This window comes from [Pseudopropionibacterium] massiliense (genome assembly GCF_900607225.1).
GTDB classification, from domain to species: domain Bacteria; phylum Actinomycetota; class Actinomycetes; order Propionibacteriales; family Propionibacteriaceae; genus Arachnia; species Arachnia massiliensis.
On record NZ_LR027842.1, the window covers coordinates 1,489,024 to 1,508,848 of the forward strand.

17 protein-coding genes are annotated in these 19,825 nt (G+C 66.4%); 14 read left to right on the plus strand and 3 right to left on the minus strand.

Features of this window, described 5'->3' with window-relative positions; translation table 11 throughout:
• Positions 1 to 26 precede the first annotated feature (26 nt).
• Complete coding sequence (locus tag E0E39_RS06575; RefSeq protein ID WP_130874018.1) at positions 27 to 2,309, plus strand: RelA/SpoT family protein; 2,283 nt, start codon at positions 27 to 29, stop codon at positions 2,307 to 2,309.
• Between the two features lie 60 nt (positions 2,310 to 2,369).
• On the opposite strand, the gene E0E39_RS06580 is transcribed toward E0E39_RS06575, so the two are convergent.
• Positions 2,370 to 3,617: a DUF349 domain-containing protein gene (locus E0E39_RS06580; RefSeq protein ID WP_130874019.1), complete on the minus strand. Its 1,248-nt coding sequence runs from the start codon at positions 3,615 to 3,617 to the stop codon at positions 2,370 to 2,372.
• A 103-nt stretch (positions 3,618 to 3,720) separates the two neighbouring features.
• Between E0E39_RS06580 and E0E39_RS06585 the strand changes: the two genes are divergently transcribed.
• From E0E39_RS06585 to aspS, 3 genes are all read left to right on the plus strand, one after another.
• Positions 3,721 to 4,398, plus strand: coding sequence for an MBL fold metallo-hydrolase (locus E0E39_RS06585; protein ID WP_165444669.1), 678 nt, complete (start codon positions 3,721 to 3,723; stop codon positions 4,396 to 4,398).
• A 3-nt stretch (positions 4,399 to 4,401) separates the two neighbouring features.
• Positions 4,402 to 5,733: a histidine--tRNA ligase gene (hisS, locus tag E0E39_RS06590; protein WP_130874021.1), complete on the plus strand. Its 1,332-nt coding sequence runs from the start codon at positions 4,402 to 4,404 to the stop codon at positions 5,731 to 5,733.
• Between the two features lie 120 nt (positions 5,734 to 5,853).
• The gene (aspS, locus tag E0E39_RS06595; protein ID WP_130874022.1) at positions 5,854 to 7,641 is read left to right on the plus strand and encodes an aspartate--tRNA ligase; all 1,788 of its coding nucleotides are present in this window, start codon (positions 5,854 to 5,856) and stop codon (positions 7,639 to 7,641) included.
• A gap of 158 nt (positions 7,642 to 7,799) precedes the next feature.
• Here aspS and E0E39_RS06600 read toward each other — a convergent pair whose 3' ends face one another.
• Both E0E39_RS06600 and E0E39_RS06605 read right to left on the minus strand, forming a co-directional pair.
• Positions 7,800 to 8,666, minus strand: a complete 867-nt coding sequence (locus E0E39_RS06600; protein WP_207302442.1) for an EamA family transporter — start codon at positions 8,664 to 8,666, stop codon at positions 7,800 to 7,802.
• Positions 8,663 to 9,883 (minus strand): multidrug effflux MFS transporter, encoded by a 1,221-nt coding sequence (locus tag E0E39_RS06605; protein ID WP_130874024.1) that lies wholly within the window; start codon positions 9,881 to 9,883, stop codon positions 8,663 to 8,665. The genes E0E39_RS06600 and E0E39_RS06605 overlap by 4 nt, the downstream gene beginning before the upstream one ends.
• A 38-nt stretch (positions 9,884 to 9,921) precedes the next feature.
• Here E0E39_RS06605 and E0E39_RS06610 point away from each other — a divergent pair, with 38 nt between their 5' ends.
• Genes E0E39_RS06610 through aroB form a run of 10 tightly spaced genes read left to right on the plus strand, consistent with a single transcriptional unit; the run spans position 9,922 to position 19,824 of the window.
• On the plus strand, positions 9,922 to 11,322 hold the full coding sequence (locus E0E39_RS06610) for a replication-associated recombination protein A (protein WP_130874025.1): 1,401 nt from the start codon (positions 9,922 to 9,924) through the stop codon (positions 11,320 to 11,322).
• 55 nt (positions 11,323 to 11,377) lie between these two features.
• Positions 11,378 to 11,749 (plus strand): DUF948 domain-containing protein, encoded by a 372-nt coding sequence (locus E0E39_RS06615; RefSeq protein ID WP_130874026.1) that lies wholly within the window; start codon positions 11,378 to 11,380, stop codon positions 11,747 to 11,749.
• Entirely contained in the window at positions 11,746 to 11,976 is a 231-nt protein-coding gene (locus tag E0E39_RS06620) for a DUF6167 family protein (RefSeq protein ID WP_130874027.1), read from the plus strand. The genes E0E39_RS06615 and E0E39_RS06620 overlap by 4 nt, the downstream gene beginning before the upstream one ends.
• 29 nt (positions 11,977 to 12,005) lie before the next feature.
• Positions 12,006 to 14,660 carry an alanine--tRNA ligase gene (gene alaS, locus E0E39_RS06625; protein WP_130874028.1) on the plus strand — a complete coding sequence of 885 codons (2,655 nt, stop codon included), beginning with the start codon at positions 12,006 to 12,008 and terminating at the stop codon, positions 14,658 to 14,660.
• Positions 14,653 to 15,114, plus strand: coding sequence for a Holliday junction resolvase RuvX (gene ruvX, locus E0E39_RS06630; protein WP_130874029.1), 462 nt, complete (start codon positions 14,653 to 14,655; stop codon positions 15,112 to 15,114). The genes alaS and ruvX overlap by 8 nt, the downstream gene beginning before the upstream one ends.
• Positions 15,111 to 16,235 (plus strand): endolytic transglycosylase MltG, encoded by a 1,125-nt coding sequence (gene mltG, locus E0E39_RS06635; RefSeq protein ID WP_130874030.1) that lies wholly within the window; start codon positions 15,111 to 15,113, stop codon positions 16,233 to 16,235. Before ruvX ends, mltG begins: the two co-directional genes overlap by 4 nt.
• Positions 16,235 to 17,038, plus strand: coding sequence for a shikimate dehydrogenase family protein (locus tag E0E39_RS06640; RefSeq protein ID WP_130874031.1), 804 nt, complete (start codon positions 16,235 to 16,237; stop codon positions 17,036 to 17,038). The genes mltG and E0E39_RS06640 overlap by 1 nt, the downstream gene beginning before the upstream one ends.
• A 13-nt stretch (positions 17,039 to 17,051) precedes the next feature.
• On the plus strand, positions 17,052 to 18,248 hold the full coding sequence (gene aroC / locus E0E39_RS06645; RefSeq protein WP_130874032.1) for a chorismate synthase: 1,197 nt from the start codon (positions 17,052 to 17,054) through the stop codon (positions 18,246 to 18,248).
• Positions 18,245 to 18,742 (plus strand): shikimate kinase, encoded by a 498-nt coding sequence (locus E0E39_RS06650; protein WP_130874033.1) that lies wholly within the window; start codon positions 18,245 to 18,247, stop codon positions 18,740 to 18,742. The genes aroC and E0E39_RS06650 overlap by 4 nt, the downstream gene beginning before the upstream one ends.
• Positions 18,739 to 19,824, plus strand: coding sequence for a 3-dehydroquinate synthase (gene aroB / locus E0E39_RS06655; protein WP_130874034.1), 1,086 nt, complete (start codon positions 18,739 to 18,741; stop codon positions 19,822 to 19,824). The genes E0E39_RS06650 and aroB overlap by 4 nt, the downstream gene beginning before the upstream one ends.
• Position 19,825 lies beyond the last annotated feature (1 nt).

The following is a 19,825-nucleotide window of genomic DNA, read 5'->3' on the forward strand; positions in this document are numbered from 1 at the left end:
GGTTCCAATCGCACTAAACTTTCACCATGGCTGAGCAGGTGACGCAACAAGGAGCATTGCAACGCCTGACCAGCGGACCGGAGCAGCCGCGACTGCGAATGCGGCATCGATTGGCCCGGCTCGGGGCGGTCAGGCCCCGTTCAGCCGTGCTCGATCCCTTGTTCAAGATCATCAAGGCCAGTCACCCGAAGGCCAACCTGTCACTGATCGAGCACGCCTATCGCACGGCGGAGCAGCTGCACCGGGGGCAGAAACGCAAGTCCGGTGATCCCTACATCACCCACCCTCTGGCGGTGGCCACCATCCTCGCAGAGCTGGGCATGACCGAACCCGTGCTGGTCGCTGCTCTGCTGCACGACACCGTCGAGGACACCGAGTACACCCTCGAGCAGTTGCGTGAGGAGTTCACCGACGAGGTGGCCCGGATGGTCGACGGGGTCACGAAACTGGACAAGGTGACCTACGGGGAAACCGCTAAGGCGGAAACCATCCGGAAGATGATCATGGCCACCTCCGAGGAGGTGCGGGTCCTGGTGATCAAACTCGCGGACCGTCTCCACAACATGCGGACCATCGGTTTTCTCCGCCCCGACAAACAGGTCAGGATCGCCACGGAAACCCTCAACATCTTCGCCCCGCTGGCCCATCGGCTGGGCATGAACACCGTGAAGTGGGAACTGGAGGACCTGTCCTTCCAGGCCATCGAACCCAAGGTCTACTCGGAGATCGCGGATCTGGTGGCGCAGCAGGCACCGGGACGGGAACGCTACCTGCGGGACCTGATCGCGCAGTTCAAGCAGCTGATGGCGGACAACAAGATCAAGGCGACCATCTACGGCCGCCCCAAGCACTTCTACTCGATCTACCAGAAGATGATGGTCCGGGGCCGCGACTTCGCCGACATCTACGACCTCATCGGGTTGCGGGTGCTGGTCGACGACGTGCGGGACTGCTACGGAGTGCTCGGGGTGGCGCACTCCAAGTGGAAGCCGATCCCGGGCCGGTTCAAGGATTACATAGCGAACCCGAAGTTCAACATGTACCAGTCCCTGCACACCACCGTGCTCGGGGACCGGGGCGAACCCGTCGAGCTGCAGATCCGCACCCACGAGATGCACCGCCGGGCCGAGTACGGCGTCGCGGCGCACTGGAAATACAAGGAGAACCTGCGCAACGGGGTCACCCCCGAGGAGGCGGGGCTGCGGGCCATGCACCAGCTCGGGGTGATGAGCAAGGAGACCGAGGACCCGACGGAGTTTCTCGACTCGGTGTTGTTCGAGATCAACTCCGACGAGATCTACGTGTTCACCCCGAAGGGCGAGGTGAACGCCCTTCCGGTCGGGGCCACCCCGGTCGATTTCGCCTTCTCCGTGCACACGGAGGTCGGGTACCGCTGTATCGGTGCGCGGGTGAACGGCCGCCTGGTGGCGTTGTCGACGAAACTCGTCCAAGGTGACAAGGTTGAGATTCTCACCTCGAAATCCCCGAATGCCGGGCCGAGCCGGGACTGGCTCGGGTTCGTCGCCACCAGCCGGGCCCGTCAGAAGATCAAACAGTACTTTTCTCGAGAGCGTCGTGACGAGGCGATCGAGGACGGCAAGGAGATGTTGGCCAGAAGGCTTCGTCGCACCGGCTTGCCGATGCAGCGTCTCCTCACCCTGGAGAACCTCACCGCTGTCGCCAACGAACTGCGCCACGCGGATGTTTCCAGCTTGTACAAGGCGATGGGAGAAGGGCAGATTGGCGCCCAGGCCGTGGTCACCCATCTGATAGAGCTCGTCGGGGGTGAGGACGAGGTCGTCGACACCATCACCGAGGACGAGGGGATGAGAAACTCCCGCAGGCGTCCCCGCGCGGCCATGGAACCCCGAGTTCTGGTGGACGACGATCCGACGATGGTCGTCAAACTGGCGCGCTGCTGCCATCCGATTCCCGGGGATGCGATCACGGGTTTTGTCACCCGGACCGACGGGGTGTCGGTGCATCGCACCGACTGCACGAACGTTCCCGCCCTACAGGAAACCCCGGAGCGACTGGTCAAGGTGGCCTGGGACAAGACGGAGGGTGGACAGTTCCCCGTCACGATCCAGGTCGAGGGCATCGATCGGGCGGGTCTGCTCGCGGACGTCAGCCGGGTGATTTCAGACCTGCACGTCGATATTCTCGAGGCCACACTGACATCGGGGCGCAACAAGAAATTCTCCGGGAGACTCACCTTCGAGTCCCCGGACCCCAGGCACCTGAACCACGTCCTGAAACAGGTGCGTCGGGTTCCCGGGGTCTACGACGCCTTCCGCACGAATTCCTGATCCCGAAGCCGCCGTTTCCCCTTTCCCGGGACCGGGGGAAGGGGAAACGGCCTTGCCCGCTCACATCTCCTGGAAGTCTTGAAGAGTTTGTCGGGCCTGGTCCAGCCACGACGCGTAGGTCTCCAGTGATGTGCGCACGTCCTTCGCCCTGCGGGCATCACCTGCGGCCTCCGCCGTCTCAAGATCCTTGGTCAGCTTGTCCACCTGCGACTGGAACAAGGCGACGGTGTCCTCAGCACGTTTGCGCGCCTCGGGGTCGGTGCGGCGCCAACGTTCGGCCTCCAATTCGCCGACCCGGTCGGAAAGTTTCCTGACCCGGGAATCAAGGTCACGCATGGCCGCCCGAGGAACGTGGCCGATCTCGGAGAACTTGGACAGGAACCCACGAAGGGTGCTCTTGGCCACGTCGACATCCGTCACACCGTCGAGGTCGTGTTCCGCCTGCTCCAGAAGCGCTGTCTTCGCCCTGAGGTTCTCTGCCTGCGCGTCGTCCACGGCATGCTGGGCCGCTGAACGGGCGTTGAAGAATCTGTCCTGCAGGGCGTGGAACCTGGCCCACAACGACTCGTCATCGGCTCTCCGGGCGGATCCGGCCGCCTTCCAACGGGCCATCAGGTCACGGAAAGCGCCCGCGGTCGGCCCCCAATCGGTGGATTCGGCCAAGGGTGTGGCCTCCTCGATGATCTCTTCCTTGAGACGCTTCGCCTCGTCGCGGCGTGAGTTCAGTTCGGTGAAATGGGCCTTGCGGCGGCGCGTGTACTGGGTGCGTGCCGAACTGAACCGGTGCCAGAGGTCGTTGTCGGTGGTGCGGTCGACGCGGGGCAGTGCCTTCCACTCCTCCAGGAGCTCCCGGAACCGATCGACCCCGCGACGCCAGTCGTTGCCGCCCGCCAAGGACTCGGCCTCGTCCACCATCGCCTGCTTGGCCGCGATGGTGGACGCGTTCTGTTCCGCGCGGGCGGCCTTGCGTGCCTCTATCTGGGCCGGAAGCAGCTCCTCGAGAGCGTCCAGCCGGGCCGCGAGGGCTGCGAGATCACCAACCGCATTCGCCTCCGTGACATTGGCGCGAGCGGTGATGATGGCCTTGCGTGCATCCTCGGGGGACATGGCCTGGGTCTCAACGCGAGACACCAGCAGGGTCACCTCGGCGGCCAGGTTCTCGTAGCGCCGTGTGTAGAACGTCAAGGCTTCCTCAGGGGTGGAGTCGGGGATCTGCCCGACACTTCTCTCTGTGTCACCGATGCGAACATAAACGGTGCCGTCCGGGTCAACACGACCGAAGTCCGCGGGCGCTTGCTGTTGGCTCATGCACACAATCTAGCGGGCAAACCCTTCAGGGGACAGGGCGGGTGCGAAGGTTGTGTGAAACCTTTTCGTGCACGCCCCGGATTGCTGCCATACAGTTGGGCGCGTGCGTATCGAGACCATCCCCGTTTCCCCCTGGACCGCGAACTGCTACCTCATCGCGGCTGATTCGGATGAGAACGGATGCCTTGTCGTCGATCCGGGGGTGAAGGGATCCGAGCTGATCTCCGCGGCCCTGGGCCGTCTTGGCTGGCACCCGGAGGTCATCCTGTGCACACACGGGCATCTCGACCACGTCGGCGATGCGGCGACCCTGGCGGCCGTGTGGAACGCTCCCGTCCGATGCGCAAAGGTCGACCAGGAGATGCTCGTCCGCCCCTCCGCAGGTCTGGGGCCCCGGCTGGTGCCCCTGATCCGACAGCTCATCGGCGAGGACGAACTGGATCCCCCCGGTGACCTCCGGGATCACGAGACCTTCCGGGCTCCCTGCGGACTCGAGGTCAGACCCCACGCCGCCCCGGGACACACCCGCGGATCCACGCTCCTGGAGGTCGGGGACGGGACCGGGAAGGTGCTGCTGACCGGGGACGTGATCTTTCGGGGCACCATCGGGCGAACAGACCTGCCCGGCGGGAACCCGGAACAGATGCGATCCACCCTACGGGGAATTCTTGAGGCCTTTCCCGACGAGACCGTGCTGCTGCCCGGTCACGGGGAACCCACCACCGTCGGGGCCGAGAAACTGCACAACCCCTACCTGCAAGCCGATTTCCTGAAGGACTGAGCCATGGCACGCCCCAAACCGATCTCCGGTTTTCCCGAATTCCTTCCCACCGGGCGCCTGGTGGAGAATCAGGTGCTCGCCACCATCACCTCCACCTTCGAACTCCACGGCTTCGCACCCATCGAGACCCGGGCCGTCGAACCCCTTGACCAGCTTTCCCGCAAGGGAGAGATCGACAAGGAGATCTACGTCGTCAGGCGCCTGCACGCACAGGCCGGGGAGACGGATGAACTCGGCCTTCACTTCGACCTGACGGTACCCTTCGCCCGCTACGTGCTGGAGCACTCCGGGCACCTGAGCTTCCCCTTCCGCCGCTACCAGGTGCAGAAGGTCTGGCGCGGCGAACGCCCGCAGGAAGGCCGCTACCGCGAGTTCACCCAGGCCGACATCGACATCGTCGGCCGCGACCGGCTGGCAGACCACCACGACGCCGAGATCCCCCTGGTGGCCCTCGACGTCTTCGGGAAACTGCACCGGGACCTGGGCCTGCCGCCGGTGAGCATCCGGGTCAACAACCGGAAACTCTCGGAGGGGTTCTACCGGGGCCTCGGGATCGACGACACGGCTGCCGTGCTCCAGCGCGTCGACAAGTACGACAAGGTGGGGCCGGATGTGGTGGTCGAGTTGCTGACCGAGCAGGTGGGGCTGAGCGAATCCCAGGCCCGCGCCTGCGTCGCCCTGGCGGGGATCAGATCCGAGGACGAGTCCTTCGTCGATCAGGTGCGGGCCCTGGGCGTCACCCACGAGCTGCTGGACGAGGGCCTGACGGATCTCGCCTCGCTCATCCGGATCGCACGCGGAACCGAACCGGGCCGGGTGGTGGCGGACCTCAGGATCGCGCGAGGCCTCGACTACTACACGGGAACCGTCTACGAAACCCTGCTGCTGGGTTCGGAGAAACTCGGTTCCGTGGCCTCGGGCGGTCGTTACGACTCCCTGGCGAGCGACGGGAGAACGACTTTCCCCGGGGTCGGGTACTCCTTCGGCGTCACCCGGATACTCGCCCCGCTGATCGGCAGGGGCGCCCTGACCACCACCCGCGGCGTGCCGTCGGCGGTCCTGGTGGCCGTCGACTCGGAGGATACCCGGGACCGGGCGATATCCGTGGCGCGCAGGTTGCGGGAGCGCGGCATTGCCTGCGAGGTGGCGCCCAGGGCCGACAAATTCGGGCGCCAGATCCGGTTCGCCGAACGCAGGGGAATCCCGTTCGTCTGGTTCGGTGCGGACCTCGACGACTCGGTCAAGGACATCCGGTCGGGGGAGCAGCTGCCCGCTGCCCCTGATGCCTGGCGGCCACCCGCCGAGGACGCCACCCCGCGGGTCATCCGAGGCTGAGAACCCGGAAACGGGACCGGAGACCCCGGGAAGGGAACACGACGAGGCGAGCCTTCCCGGGTAGGATTCGTCGCTGGCGGGCTGCGCCGTCCACGCAGCCGGAACTAGAGAGGAAACTGCATGTTGCGCACACACCACGCGGGTGAGCTGAGGGCCGCGAACGTGGGTCAAGAGGTGGTGCTCACCGGCTGGGTGGCGAAGCGACGCGATCACGGTGGTGTCGCGTTCATCGACCTGAGGGACGCCTCCGGCATCGCCCAGGTGGTGGTCAGGGACGAGGTGCTGGCCTCCTCCGGTGCGCACGACCTGCGCAACGAGTTCTGCATCAAGGTCACCGGCGTGGTGGAGACCCGCCCCGAGGGAAACGCCAACCCTGACCTGCCGACGGGGGAGATCGAGGTCGCGATCTCCGAGCTGGAGGTGCTCAACCCGTCGGCGCCGCTGCCATTCCAGATCGACGAACGCGTCACCGTCGGCGAGGAGGCGCGTCTGAAACACCGTTACCTGGACCTGCGGCGGCCAGCACCCGCAGCCGCGCTCCGGTTGCGCTCTAAGGTGAACCAGGCAGCCCGGAAGGTGCTGGGGGAACGCGACTTCGTCGAGATCGAGACCCCCACCCTGACCCGCTCCACCCCGGAGGGGGCCCGCGACTTCCTGGTGCCGGCCCGGCTCAATCCCGGTTCCTGGTACGCGCTGCCGCAGAGCCCGCAGCTGTTCAAACAGCTCCTGATGGTGGCGGGAATGGAGCGCTATTACCAGATCGCCCGCTGCTACCGCGACGAGGACTTCCGCGCCGACCGGCAACCGGAGTTCACCCAGCTCGACATCGAGATGAGTTTCGTCGACCAGGAGGACGTGATCGAGCTGGGGGAGGCCATCGTCAAGGAGATCTGGGCCATCAGGGGAATCGAACTGCAAACCCCCTTCCCGCGCCTGAGCTTCGCCGACGCCATGAACCGCTACGGCTCCGACAAACCGGACCTGCGCTTCGACCTGGAACTGACGGAGCTGACCGATGTCTTCTCCGAGACCCGGTTCCGCGTGTTCCAGGCCCCCTACGTGGGTGCGGTGGTCATGCCCGGCGGTGCTTCGCAACCGCGACGCCAGTTCGACGCCTGGCAGGAATGGGCGAAGCAGCGCGGCGCCAAGGGCCTGGCCTACGTCACCGTCTCCGAGGCCGGGGAACTGGGTGGCCCGGTTGCCAAGAACCTCTCCGAGGCGGAACTGGCCGCGCTGCCGGAACGCACCGGGGCAAAACCCGGCGACTGCATCTTCTTCGCGGCCGGGGAACGTATCGCATCCCAGACCCTCCTGGGTGCCGCCCGCGGCGAGGTCGCCCGTCGCTGCGGGCTGATCGACGAGAACTCCTGGAGTTTCCTGTGGGTTGTCGACGCGCCCCTGTTCAAACCCGCATCCGAGGCGAGGGCCGAGGGTGACGTCGCCGTCGGCGAGGGAGCCTGGACCGCCGTGCACCACGCCTTCACCTCGCCCAGACCCGAGTGGCTCGACACCTTCGACGAACACCCGGGCGAGGCCACCGCCTACGCCTACGACATGATCTGCAACGGCAACGAGATCGGCGGCGGGTCCATCCGTATCCATCGCCGCGACGTGCAGGAGCGGGTGTTCAAGGTGATGGGCATCACACAGGAGCAGGCGCAGGAGAAGTTCGGTTTCCTGCTGGACGCGTTCGCCTTCGGCGCCCCGCCGCACGGTGGCATCGCCTTCGGATGGGACCGGATCGTCGCCCTGCTCGGCGGCGCGGAGTCGATCCGCGAGGTCATCGCCTTCCCGAAGTCGGGCGGCGGCTACGATCCGCTGACCGCGGCGCCGGCCCCGATCACCGTTCAGCAGCGCAAGGAGGCCGGGGTCGACTCCAAACCGGGAGAGAAGAACACGAAATCGTGATCCGCGATGTCCGTACCACCCCGCGTGTGGCACGGACATTGATCAACTCCCTGGGTAGCGGTTGAGAACCACCGCGCCTCGTGGCGCCTGATCACCCGTGTCAAATGCGGATCGGGTACAAATCTTTCTTCTCTCTTCCGAAAATCAACCGGAACGATTCAGCCGTTGTCGGTGCGCGGGCCTTCCGCGGAGCTTCGGATGGATCCGACACTTGCGAGGATCACCAGCGTCATGGCGATCAGTTCCAGTGCGCCGAGCTGTTCGCCCAGCAACAGGAAGGCGACGAGTGCAGCGGCCGCGGGTTCGAGGCTCATCAGGATCCCGAAGGTGGCCCGGGACATGCGCTGCAGGGCCCGCATCTCCAAGGTGAAGGGGATGGCGGAGCTGAGCAGGCCGAGCACCAGCCCCGTACCCCACACGCTCGGATCCAGGGCCCAGGAGTACTGACCCGACAAGGCCGTGGCGAGGGTCACGGGGAGCAGCAGGAGGGCAGCGATCCAGAATCCCACCGTCAACCCGGAAAAACCTTCCCAGCGAGCTCCGAGGGTGGGGGTGAGCAGGATGTAGGCGCCCCAGCAGGCCCCGGCCAGCAGCGCCAGGACCACGCCCGCGGGATCCAGCGGGGCTGGACTGATGCCGAGGAGAATCACCCCCAGGGCGGCGAGAGCCACCCAGAGCAGGTCCCGCCTGCGTTTCGATCCGAAAGTGGCGACGGCAAGTGGCCCCAGGAACTCGAAGGTCACCGCCATGCCGACAGGGATGCGCTGGATCGACAGGTAGAAGATCGCGCTCATGCCCGTGAGCGCCACCCCGTATCCTGCGGCCGAGAGCCACTGTCCCCGGCTGCGGCCACGCAGGGTCGGGTGGAACACGATGCCGAGGAGCACCGCGGCGAACAGGATTCGCAACCATGCCGCCACCTGCGGTGGGGTCGCGACGAACAGCCCTTTGGCCAAGGAGGAACCGATCTGCACCGAGGTGGTGGCCGCCAGCACCAGCAGGACCGGGGAGATTCCCCGCCTCACAGTGTGAACTCGATTCGTCTCGGCCGCGCGATCAGCCACAGGCACAGCGCGGCGGCGATGGCACAGCAGAGCATCGAGATCGCCATCGGGGCGGCCGAGGTCAGTTCGAACCGACCGATGATGGGCCCCACCACGGCGGCGAGGGTCATGTTGAGGGCTCCCATCAGGGATGCGGCCACTCCCGAATCGGCACGGTGGTTCTGCAATGCCAGCACCTGGGCCGCGGGATTGCACGCCCCGAAGGACAAGGTGTAGAAGAACATCGCCGGTATCAGGGGAATGTGGCCACCACGCAGCGCATCGAGCCCCAGCAGCGCCGAGGCAGCGACGATCATTCCCGCCGTACCGACGATGAGTACATTCTGTGGGCCGAAACGTGCGGACAGGCGGCTTCCCAGCTGAACCCCGGCGAAAACCCCCATGGAACAGATGGCGAACACCACGCCGAACTCGGTTTCATGGAGCCCGAAGGTTTCCTGCAGCAGCAGGGACGAGGTGGAGATGTAGGAGAACAAACCGGCGAAGCAGCAGGACGCGGTCAGCCAGATGCCGACGAACATCCTGTCGCCCGCCACCCGACGGTAGGCGGCGCGGAGCGGTGCAAATCCACCCGCGGTGCGCTCACCGGGAGGGCGGGTCTCCACTATCAGGAGCAGGATCAGTACCAACAGGAGAGCACCGTAGCCGGCGAGTGCCCAGAAGACTCCGCGCCAGTTCATGACCGTGACCATCCACGAACCAACCAGGGGGGCGATGATGGGCGCCAGCCCGTTGACGAGCGCCAGCCGGGAGAGCATCACGACCAACCGCCGTCCGGAGAACAGGTCGCGGGCCATGGCCATGGAGACCACGGCACCACCCGCCGCCCCGACCCCCTGGAGAACACGCATCGTGGTCAGGAAGGCGACGTTGGGGGCTATCGCCACGAGAACCGAGGAGACGATGTGCAGACAAGCGGCCACCGTCAGCGGAACCCTACGTCCCAGACGGTCGCTCAGGGGCCCGACCACGAGCTGCCCGAGAGCGAAACCCAGAGTGGTGGCGGAGAGAGTCACCTGGACCTGGGAGTCGGTGATCCCCAGGTCGGTCTTGAGGGCTGGAAAAGTGGGCAGGTACAGGTCTATGGTGAACGGACCGAGACCGGTCAACAGGCCGAGGGTGACGATGATCGCCACCCGTCGGCGCGCACTGAACCGGTCCCCGAGTGGTTGTGGCATTCGAACTCCGCGGATGCAGGGGCGTCACGAGCAAGCAAATGATACGGCAGGAGCCCGGGTTTTCCCGCCATGGTGACGCTACTGTGATTCGTGTGAGTCCTGACCTGTTCGGTAATCCCGACCCCACACCCGCCAGGGCGGGTGGTTCCTTGGGGAATGCCCGCGGCGAAGGGGCGCCGCTGGCCGTCAGGATGCGTCCCGCGAGCCTGGACGAACTCGTCGGGCAGCAGCACCTGCTCGGCCCGGGCGCACCGCTTCGCCGACTGGTTGCGGGGCAACCGATGAGCGTTTTCCTGTGGGGGCCGCCGGGAGTCGGCAAGACCACCCTGGCATCCATAGTCTCCAACGCGTCCGGGGCCCGGTTCGTCGAACTCTCGGCGGTGACCGCGGGCGTCAGGGAACTGCGCGCCGAACTCGATACGGCCAGGCGGGAGCTGGAACGGGGCGTCTCGACCGTGCTGTTCATCGACGAGGTGCACCGCTTCTCCAAGACCCAGCAGGACGCGCTGCTGCCCGCGGTGGAGAACCGGATCGTCACCCTGATCGCCGCCACCACGGAGAACCCCAGCTTCTCCGTGATCTCCCCGCTGCTGTCGCGTTCGCTGCTGCTGCGGCTCAAACCCCTGACCGACACCGACATCGCGGCCCTGGTCTCCCGCGCGCTGGTCGACGAACGGGGCCTGGCGGGTGGCGTCGCCCTGGCCGATGCCGCCCGGGACGACCTGGTGCGCCTGGCAGGCGGGGACGCCCGCCGCGCGCTGACCTACCTGGAGGAGGCGGCGGCGTCCGCCGAGGCGCTCGGGCTGGGGGAGATCACCCCCGAGGTGCTGGCCCACGCGGTGGACCGGGCCGCCGTGCGTTACGACCGGGACGGCGACCAGCACTACGACGTGATCTCCGCCTTCATCAAATCCGTGCGGGGCTCCGACGTGGATGCTGCCCTGCACTACCTGGCCCGGATGCTGGAGGCCGGGGAGGATCCGCGGTTCATCGCACGCCGCCTGATGATCTCGGCCAGCGAGGACATCGGCATGGCCGCCTCCGGGGTTCTCGGCACCTGTGTGGCGGCGGCCCAGGCAGTGCAGCTGCTGGGGATGCCGGAGGCCCGCATCACCCTCGCCCACGCCACCGTGGCCGCGGCCACCGCCCCGAAGTCCAACGCCGCCTACATGGCTCTGGAGAAAGCCGTCGCCGATGTGCGTGCGGGCAGGGGAGGGGCGGTTCCGGCGCACCTCAGAGACGCCCACTACGCCGGGGCCAGGGCCCTCGGACACGGCGAGGGATACGTATATCCCCACGACCTGCCCGCCGGGGTGGCGGCCCAGCAGTATCTTCCCGACGATCTCGCGGGAGTCAGCTACTACCGGCCGACCGGTCACGGGGCGGAGGCCGCCATCTCCGAGCGCATGGCGGCGGTTCGGAAGTTGCTGGGCCGTTGAGGACGCGGGTCGGCTAGAGTTACGGCGATACTTCGATTCAAGGAGGCGACCTCACATGTCCGTCGGTGAGCTGGCAGGTCTGCTCGCAGCCATTGCTCTCTGCGTTCTCGTGGCCCTGGCTGCCGTTCCCCTGATCAAGGCCGGTCGAGCTCTCGACGAGGTCCGCATCGCGGTGCGTGACCTCGGACACCATTCAGTTCCCGTCCTGGTCGAGCTGAAGAGCACCGTCGAGAGCACCAACGACGAGCTGGAGAAGCTGTCCCTGGTCACCGACGACGTGGCCCGCGTCTCCGGACACGCAACCGTGGTCAGCGAACACGCCGCCAACCTGTCGCAGCTGTTCGCGGCCACCCTGGGCGGCCCCTTGGTTCGCGGCGCCGCGATCGTCCACGGTCTGCGGACAGCTTTGAAGGGGCGCAAGAAGTGAGACGTCTGTTCTGGATCCTGGTCGGTGCCGCCGTGGCCGTGGCGCTGGTGCTCCGAGGCCGCAAATGGCTCTACCAGCTCACCCCGAAGGGAGTGGCCGAACGCGTGGAGGCCTCCGGGCAGCAGGCCGTCAACAGGTTCAGCGAGTTCCGCGCCACCTTCACCGCCGCGATGCGGGAGAAGGAGGCAGAGCTCCGCGAGGAACTCGACATGCCCCGGAAGCCCTGAGAAACAACGACTTCAAGGAAAACCCACCCATGAAAACCTCCGAGATCCGGAGCCGGTTTATCGACTTCTTCGCGCGCCACGACCACACCGTCGTACCGAGCGCGTCGCTTCTCTACAACGATCCCACCCTGTTGTTCGTCAACGCCGGGATGGTGCCCTTCAAACCCTATTTCATGGGGGAGGAACCCACCCCTTACCGCCGCGCCGCCTCCGTTCAGAAGTGTGTGCGCACCCTGGACATAGACGACGTGGGCAAAACCACCCGGCATGGCACCTTCTTCCAGATGATGGGGAACTTCGCTTTCGGCGACTATTTCAAGGAAGGCGCCATCAACTACGCCTGGGAGCTGATCACCACCGAGATCCCCAACGGCGGTCTCGGGTTCCGTCCTGACCGGGTGTGGGTGACCGCCCTGCACGGCGACGAGGAGACCATCGACCTGTGGCAGAAGGCCGGGGTTCCGCGCAGCCGCATCCAGGAGCGTGGGTTCAAGGACAACTACTGGCACATGGGGGTGCCCGGCCCGGGTGGCCCCTGCTCCGAGATCTACATCGACCGCGGACCCGAGTTCGGTCCCGACGGCGGACCGGAGGTCGACGAGGACCGTTTCCTGGAGATCTGGAACCTGGTCTTCCAACAGGAGGAGATCACCAACGTCACCGCCAAGGACCGGTTCGACGTCGTCAAACCGCTCGCCACGCAGAACATCGACACCGGCAGCGGACTGGAACGTATCGCCTACCTGCTCCAGGGCGTGGCGAACATGTATGAGACGGACGAGGTCTACCCGGTCATCGCGAAGGTGGCAGAGTTGTCGGGACGCACCTACGGGGCCGACCCAGGCGACGACGTGCGGTTCCGGGTGGTGGCGGACCACATACGCTCCTCGCTGATGCTGATGACCGACGGCGTCACCCCCGGGAACGAGGCCCGCGGGTACGTCCTGCGGCGCCTGCTCCGCCGCTCCATCCGCGCCATGCGGCTGCTGGGCGTCGACGCCCCGGTACTCGGTGAGCTGCTGCCCGTCAGCCGGGACGTGATGAGCGTCTCCTACCCGGAGATCAACGATTCCTGGGCGAGGATCTCCGAGGTCAGCGAGCACGAGGAGGCATCCTTCCGACGCACGCTCTCCGCGGGAACGCAGATCTTCGATCTCGCGGTGGGACGCGCCCGGCAGGCCGGTATGAAGGAGCTGCCCGGCGACGAGGCCTTCCAGCTGCACGACACCTACGGTTTCCCGATTGACCTGACCCTCGAAATGGCCGCCGAGGCGGGGCTCGGGGTTGATCGTGCCCGTTTCACCGAACTGATGCTCCAACAGAAGGAAAGGGCCCGCGCGGACGCGAAGGCCAAGAAGGGCGGGGCCACCAGCATCGAGGCGTACAAGGAACTCCGCGAGGGTCACGAAACCCCGTTCGTCGGATACCGGGAACTCGAACACGAGACGAGGGTGGTCGGCATCGTCTCCGGCGGCCGGGTGGTCACCTCCGCCGCCGACGGGCAGGTCGTCGAACTGGTGCTGGCCGAAACCCCCTTCTACGCCGAGTCCGGCGGCCAGGATTCCGACGCGGGGCGGATCACCGGTGACGGCTGGTCCGCCGAGGTGCTCGACGTCCAGCGTCCCGTGCCCGGTCTGATCGTGCACCGGGTCCAGCTGCTCGGCGACCTCGGCGAGGGGGCGGTGGCGCACGCCACCGTGGACCCGGCGGCCAGGCACGCAGCGTCACAGGCCCACACCGCAACCCACATCGTCCACGCCGCGCTGCGGGAACTGGTGGGCCCGACCGCCACCCAGGCCGGTTCCTACAACAAGCCGGGCTATCTGCGCTTCGACTACTCGGCGACCCACGGCATGAGCGAGGCCCTGAGGCTGGAGGTCGAGCAGCGCGCCAACCAGGCCATCCGGGACTCCTTCGACGTGACCGCCAGCCAGATGAAACTGGAGGACGCAAAGGCCCTGGGCGCCATGGCCATGTTCGGCGAGAAATACCCGCCGATCGTGCGCGTGGTGGAGCTCGCGGGGCCCTGGTCGCGGGAACTGTGTGGCGGCACCCACGTCGCCAACACCGCCCAGATCGGGGTGCTGAACCTGCTCAGCGAATCCTCCATCGGATCCGGGGTACGCCGCGTGGAGGCCCTCGTCGCACAGGACGCGTTCGAACGTTTCGCCGCGGAACGGGCCCTCGTGGCCACCCTCACCGACAGCCTCCGGGTGCAGCCGGAGCAGCTCGCGGAGCGGGTGGAGAAACTGCTCGGTCAGCTAAAGTCGGCGGAGAAGCAGATCGCCGCCCTCCAGGCGGAGAAGCTGCTGGCCCGCGCAGGCGAGCTCGCCGGCGCGGCACGCAGGGTGGGCGACGTCAAGCTGGTTGCCGAGTCCCTGCCCGGCATCGCAGGCGGCGACCTGCGAACCCTCGCCCTCGACATCCGGGAACGGCTGGGGGCGGAGCCTGCGGTCGTGGCGTTGTTCGGCGGCGGTGGCGGGAAGGCGGCCGGTGTGGTGGCCACCAACGCGGCGGCCCGTGACCTGGGCATCCGCGCCGGTCAGCTGATCTCCGTGGCCTGCCACGCCATGGGCGGCAAGGGCGGCGGCAAGGACGACCTCGCCCAGGGCGGCGGGTCCGATCCTGCGGCCGCCCCCCGGGCAATCTCCGCGGTTGAGGAGATACTGGCGGATCGTGGCTGAACTGGGACGTCTCGGCATCGACTGGGGCAAGGCGAGGATAGGCGTCGCGGCCAGCAATCCGCGCACCTCGTTCGCTTATCCGGTGGAGACGGTTCGCGCGAACGGCTCGGAGTTGAAGCGTCTCGGGGAACTTGTTGGGGAATATGAGCCCGAGTTGATCTACGTCGGGCTTCCCCTGACCCTGTCGGGGGAACGTTCCTTCGCTGCCCGATTCGTGATCGAGAGGGCATCTCTGCTCGCCGCGGCGGTACCGGGCGTTTCGATCAGGCTGGTGGACGAGCGGATGAGCACGGCCGGGGCGTCACGTAGTCTTGGGGGAGCGGGTCGTAGTTCCCGACAGCAACGACGGATCATAGACCAGGCCGCCGCGGTCGAGATCTTGCAGCGCGCACTGGATCTGGAGACGGCCTCCGGCCGACCGGCCGGAGAGCAACTGGAACAGGAGGATCTGTGAGCCCCACCTTCGTCGACAACGACGGCCAACCGGACTGGCGCAAGATCGGCTACCACGCCCGCAGTGCTTTCGCAGTTCTGCTTTCGGTCGTGGTGTTGTTCGGTGGCGGCTGGTTCGTCGTTCACAAGGTCCACGAAGCCTGGATTTCCTGGCGCACCGAGAGCGACTACATCGGCGAGGGCAAGGACGATGTGGTGGTGACGATCCCGGCAGGTGTCAACGTCACCCAGATCGGCGATCTACTCGTGGAGAACGGTGTCATCAAGTCCACCCGCACCTTCCAGTCCGTGGTTGGACGTCAGCCGGGAGTGGGGGCCAAACTTCAGGCGGGACGTTTCCGGTTGCGCACCGAACTTCCGGCCGAGACCGCACTGGCGATGCTGCTCGATCCTGCCAACAAAGTGGCCCTGAAAGTGACGATCCCCGAGGGACGGGTCGAGACGCAGCAGTGGGAGATCCTCACCTCGGAGCTCGGGCTCACCGAGGAGCAGCTGACCGAGGCGTCGAAGTCCGAGGAGCTCGGCCTACCCGATTGGGCGGGTGGTGACGGCAATCTGGAGGGTTTCCTCTTCCCCGAAACCTACGAGGTGGAGGAACCCGTGTCTGCTACCGGGGTCCTGAAACAGCAGGTGAGTCAGTTCAACAAGGTGGCGAGTGCCGTCAAACTGGAGGACGGGGCCAAGGAACTCGGACGAACCCCGTACGAGGTCCTGATCGTGGCCTCCATCGTGGAGAAGGAAGCCGCACGTCCGGAGGACAGGCCCAGGATCGCGCAGGTGCTCTACAACCGGTTGGGAAAGGACATGGCGCTGCAGTTCGACTCGACGGTGCATTACGCGATCAGGCAGTTCAATCGTGTCGCGACGTCCCCGGAAGACCGAGCCACGGATTCGCCCTACAACACCTACAAGGTCAAGGGCCTGCCCCCCACCCCGATCTCGAACCCGGGGCAGTCGGCCATCGAGGCCGCCCTGAAACCGAGCGGTGATGATTTCCTCTACTTCACCACCGTCGATCTGGACACCGGGGAGACCCGCTACTCAAAGGATGAGGCAGGCCATGCGGAAAACGTGGCCCTGTTCCAGCAGTGGTGCCAGTCCCATCAGGGGCGTTGCGTCTGATGCGCTGTGCCGTCATCGGAGACCCGATCGAGCACTCGCTGTCCCCGGCGATTCACCGGATGGGCTACCAGATCAGCGGTCTCGACTGGGCCTACGAGCCCATCAGGGTGGCACCCGGGAAGCTGCGAGAGTTCGTCGCATCCCTGACTGATCCCGGATGGATCGGGCTGAGCGTCACGGCCCCCCACAAGAAGAACCTGCTCGAGCTGGGCGAACCGGACTCGATCTCCCTCATGGTCCAAGGAGGCAACACCATTCTCCTGGGCGACGAACCCCGCGTGTACAACACCGATGTATCGGGGTTTGTCAGGGCATGGCGGAATCGGGGAATGAGCACCCTTTCCACCGCCGTTGTCGTTGGCAACGGCGCCACCGCGCGTTCCCTGTTGGTTGCACTGTCCGGCCTGTCGGTCCGGAACGTGACGGTGCTGGCCCGTGATCCCGCCCGAGCGGTGACGCTGTGCGAGCTGGGGATCTCACTCGGAATCGACATCACTGCGCAGCCGATGGACGCCTCGTTCCGGGAAACCGATCTGTTGGCCAGCACCGTCCCGACCTCCGCGACCGAGAAGTGGGCAAACATCTGGGCGGAACGGGCCGAGGTGCTCTTCGACGCGGTCTACGACCCCTGGCCCACGCCCTTGGCCAGGGCAGCCTCCCCGGAACAGCCGGTGATCACGGGACTGGAGTTGCTGGCCGGGCAGGCCGTGGACCAGTTCCGACTCCTGACGGGATGCGAACTGGGTTTCCGGGAAGCCCTGTCCGCCGCGGAGGCCGAACTCGAAGCCCGGCGGAGCAGCTGACACAATTGCCACCATGCTGCGTTACCTCACGGCCGGGGAATCACACGGTCAGGCTTTGATAGCGACGATGGAGGGCATCCCCGCGCATGTCCGCGTGGGAGAACCCGATATTTCCGCTGCCCTGGCCAGAAGACGTCTTGGAGTTGGACGAGGGGCGCGCATGAAGTTTGAAGCGGATACCGTGACCCTCCTGGGAGGATTCCGGCACGGCGAAACCCTCGGTTCCCCCGTCGCCATCATGATCGGTAACAGCGAATGGCCCAAATGGGAGACCGTCATGGCCCCGGGGGATGTTGCACCGGAGGTGCTCGCTGCCCAGGCCCGCAACGCCCCACTCACCCGTCCCAGGCCCGGTCACGCCGACCTGGCGGGGATGCAGAAGTACGCCTTCCCCGAGGCGCGCCCCGTCCTGGAACGCGCCTCGGCCCGGGAGACAGCGGCACGTGTGGCACTCGGTGCCGTGGCCGCCGCTTTTCTCGACCAGGCACTGGATGTCAGCATCGTCAGCCACGTCGTCGAACTCGGCGGGGTCCGTGCGAGACGCACCGACCTACCCGGGGCCGCGGACCTCACGGTCATCGACGCCGACCCCGTCCGCTGCTTCGACCCGGAGACGTCGGCGGCCATGGCGGCAGAGGTCGAGGAGTGCCGCAGGGCGGGTGACACCCTCGGCGGGGTGATCGAGGTGGTCGTGTGGGGACTGCCCCCCGGCCTCGGCTCCCACATCCAGGGGGATCGCCGCCTCGATTCCCGGCTTGCAGGAGCCCTGATGGGCATCCAGGCCATCAAGGGAGTGGAGTTCGGCGACGGTTTCGAGCTGGCCAGGCGCCGCGGTTCCGCCGCTCACGACGAAATTCTTCCCACCGATGAGGGCATCACCCGCGTCACCCACAACGCGGGGGGTGTGGAGGGAGGCATGTCCACCGGTGAGGTGCTCCGGGTACGTATCGCGATGAAGCCAATCGCAACGGTTCCCCGGGCGCTACGAACCCTCGACGTGTCGACGGGCCAGGCAGCCGTGGCTCATCATCAACGCTCCGACGTGTGCGCGGTACCGGCTGCCGGCGTGGTGGCCGAGGCCATGACCGCGTTGGTACTGGCGGATCTGGCCCTCGAGAAGTTCGGCGGGGATTCCCTCGCCGAGACCCGTCGCAATCGGGACGCCTACCTCGCCGAGGTCGCATCCCGAGGGCTGGAGGTGCGAGAGTGACCATTGTGTTCGTTGGTGCCCCCGGCGCCGGAAAGAGCACCGTGGGGGCGAAACTGGCGGATCTGCTCGGCAGGACCTTCATCGACGTGGATGCCCAGATCGAGGAGATGGCGGGAAAACCCGTCGCCGAGATCTTCGCCGACGATGGTGAGGCTCGTTTCCGTTCCCTTGAGGAATCGGCCACTCTCGAACTGCTGGAAGCCGGGGACGTCGTGAGCCTCGGAGGGGGAGCCGTCATGAATCCTCGCATCCGCAAGGCCCTGGAAGGGCATGACGTCATCTGGTTGGAGGTGTCCATCCAGCAGGCTTCCCGTCGCATCGGGCTCAACACCGCGCGCCCGTTGCTGCTCGGCAACATCCGCGGAAAGCTCATCGCACTGCTCCGGGAACGCACCCCTGTCTACGAGTCGGTCGCCACCACCCGCATCAACACGGACGGGCGTGAGCCCCAGGAGATTGCTGCGGAACTCGCCGAGGTCAGGAGGCAGCCGTGATCATTCCCGTGAGCAGTCGCACGGCTCCCTACGAGGTTCACATCGCTCCGGGTGCACTGGAACGGCTCGGCGAATCGCTCGGCGACTCCGCAAGAGTAGCGGTGATCGTTCCTGAGCCCCTGAAAACCCTCGCGGAACGGGTCGAGAAAGGTTGTCGGGGCCGGCAGGTGACCACGATCACCATTCCTGATGCCGAAGCAGCCAAGACCTCCGATGTGCTGGTGAGGTGCTGGGATGAACTGGCCGCGGCCGGGTTCACGCGTAGTGACCTGGTGATCGGGCTGGGCGGCGGTACCGCGACCGACCTCGCGGGTTTCGTGGCCGCCAGTTGGCTGCGCGGGGTCGGTTTCATCAGTATCCCGACCACCGTGCTCGGCATGGTCGATGCCGCGATCGGAGGTAAGACCGGCATCAACCTGCGAGCGGGAAAGAACCTGGTCGGGGCGTTCCACGAACCGCAAGTCGTGATCTGCGACCTCGACCTGCTGCACGAACTCCCTGAAGGGGAGGTCGTATCCGGGCTCGCGGAGGTGGTCAAATGCGGATTCATCTCGGATGCCGAGATTCTGCGACTGCTGGATTCCGATCTCCGGGGCGCCCTGGACGTCACATCGGAAACCTTCGCCGGTCTCGTGGGCCGCGCAGCAACCGTGAAAGCGGGTGTGGTGGCCGCCGACCTGAAGGAACGTACCTCCCGCGGGGGTTCCGTCGGTCGCGAGGCCTTGAACTACGGTCACACGCTGGGACACGCGGTCGAGGCACGGTCAGGTTTCCGGTTGCGCCATGGTCAGGCCATCTCCATCGGCATGGTCTGGATCGCAGAGGTCAGCCGGCGGCTGCTGGGGCTGGACGCTGCCGTGGCTGCCGATCATTCCCGGCTGCTGGGAGCGCTCGGTCTGCCCGTCGCTCATTCCCGGGAAGCCTGGCCCGAGCTGCGTCGCCTCATGCAACTCGACAAGAAGACCCGAGGCAAGGAGTTGCGTCTGGTGGGGCTCGCCGCCCAAGGGCGGCCGGTCGTCCTGGAGGGGCCGGACGAAGGTGAAATCGCCGACTCATACGCCGTGGTTTCCGGGCGGAGGTAGG

Excerpts from the sequence above, each read along its gene's own strand:
- E0E39_RS06575 (WP_130874018.1), top strand. The coding sequence starts at position 27 with ATGGCTGAGCAGGTGACGCAACAAGGAGCATTGCAACGCCTGACCAGC.
- E0E39_RS06580 (WP_130874019.1), bottom strand. The coding sequence starts at position 3,617 with ATGAGCCAACAGCAAGCGCCCGCGGACTTCGGTCGTGTTGACCCGGAC.
- hisS (WP_130874021.1), top strand. The coding sequence starts at position 4,402 with ATGGCACGCCCCAAACCGATCTCCGGTTTTCCCGAATTCCTTCCCACC.
- aspS (WP_130874022.1), top strand. The coding sequence starts at position 5,854 with ATGTTGCGCACACACCACGCGGGTGAGCTGAGGGCCGCGAACGTGGGT.
- E0E39_RS06605 (WP_130874024.1), bottom strand. The coding sequence starts at position 9,883 with ATGCCACAACCACTCGGGGACCGGTTCAGTGCGCGCCGACGGGTGGCG.
- E0E39_RS06610 (WP_130874025.1), top strand. The coding sequence starts at position 9,922 with ATGATACGGCAGGAGCCCGGGTTTTCCCGCCATGGTGACGCTACTGTG.
- E0E39_RS06615 (WP_130874026.1), top strand. The coding sequence starts at position 11,378 with ATGTCCGTCGGTGAGCTGGCAGGTCTGCTCGCAGCCATTGCTCTCTGC.
- alaS (WP_130874028.1), top strand. The coding sequence starts at position 12,006 with ATGAAAACCTCCGAGATCCGGAGCCGGTTTATCGACTTCTTCGCGCGC.
- E0E39_RS06640 (WP_130874031.1), top strand. The coding sequence starts at position 16,235 with ATGCGCTGTGCCGTCATCGGAGACCCGATCGAGCACTCGCTGTCCCCG.
- aroC (WP_130874032.1), top strand. The coding sequence starts at position 17,052 with ATGCTGCGTTACCTCACGGCCGGGGAATCACACGGTCAGGCTTTGATA.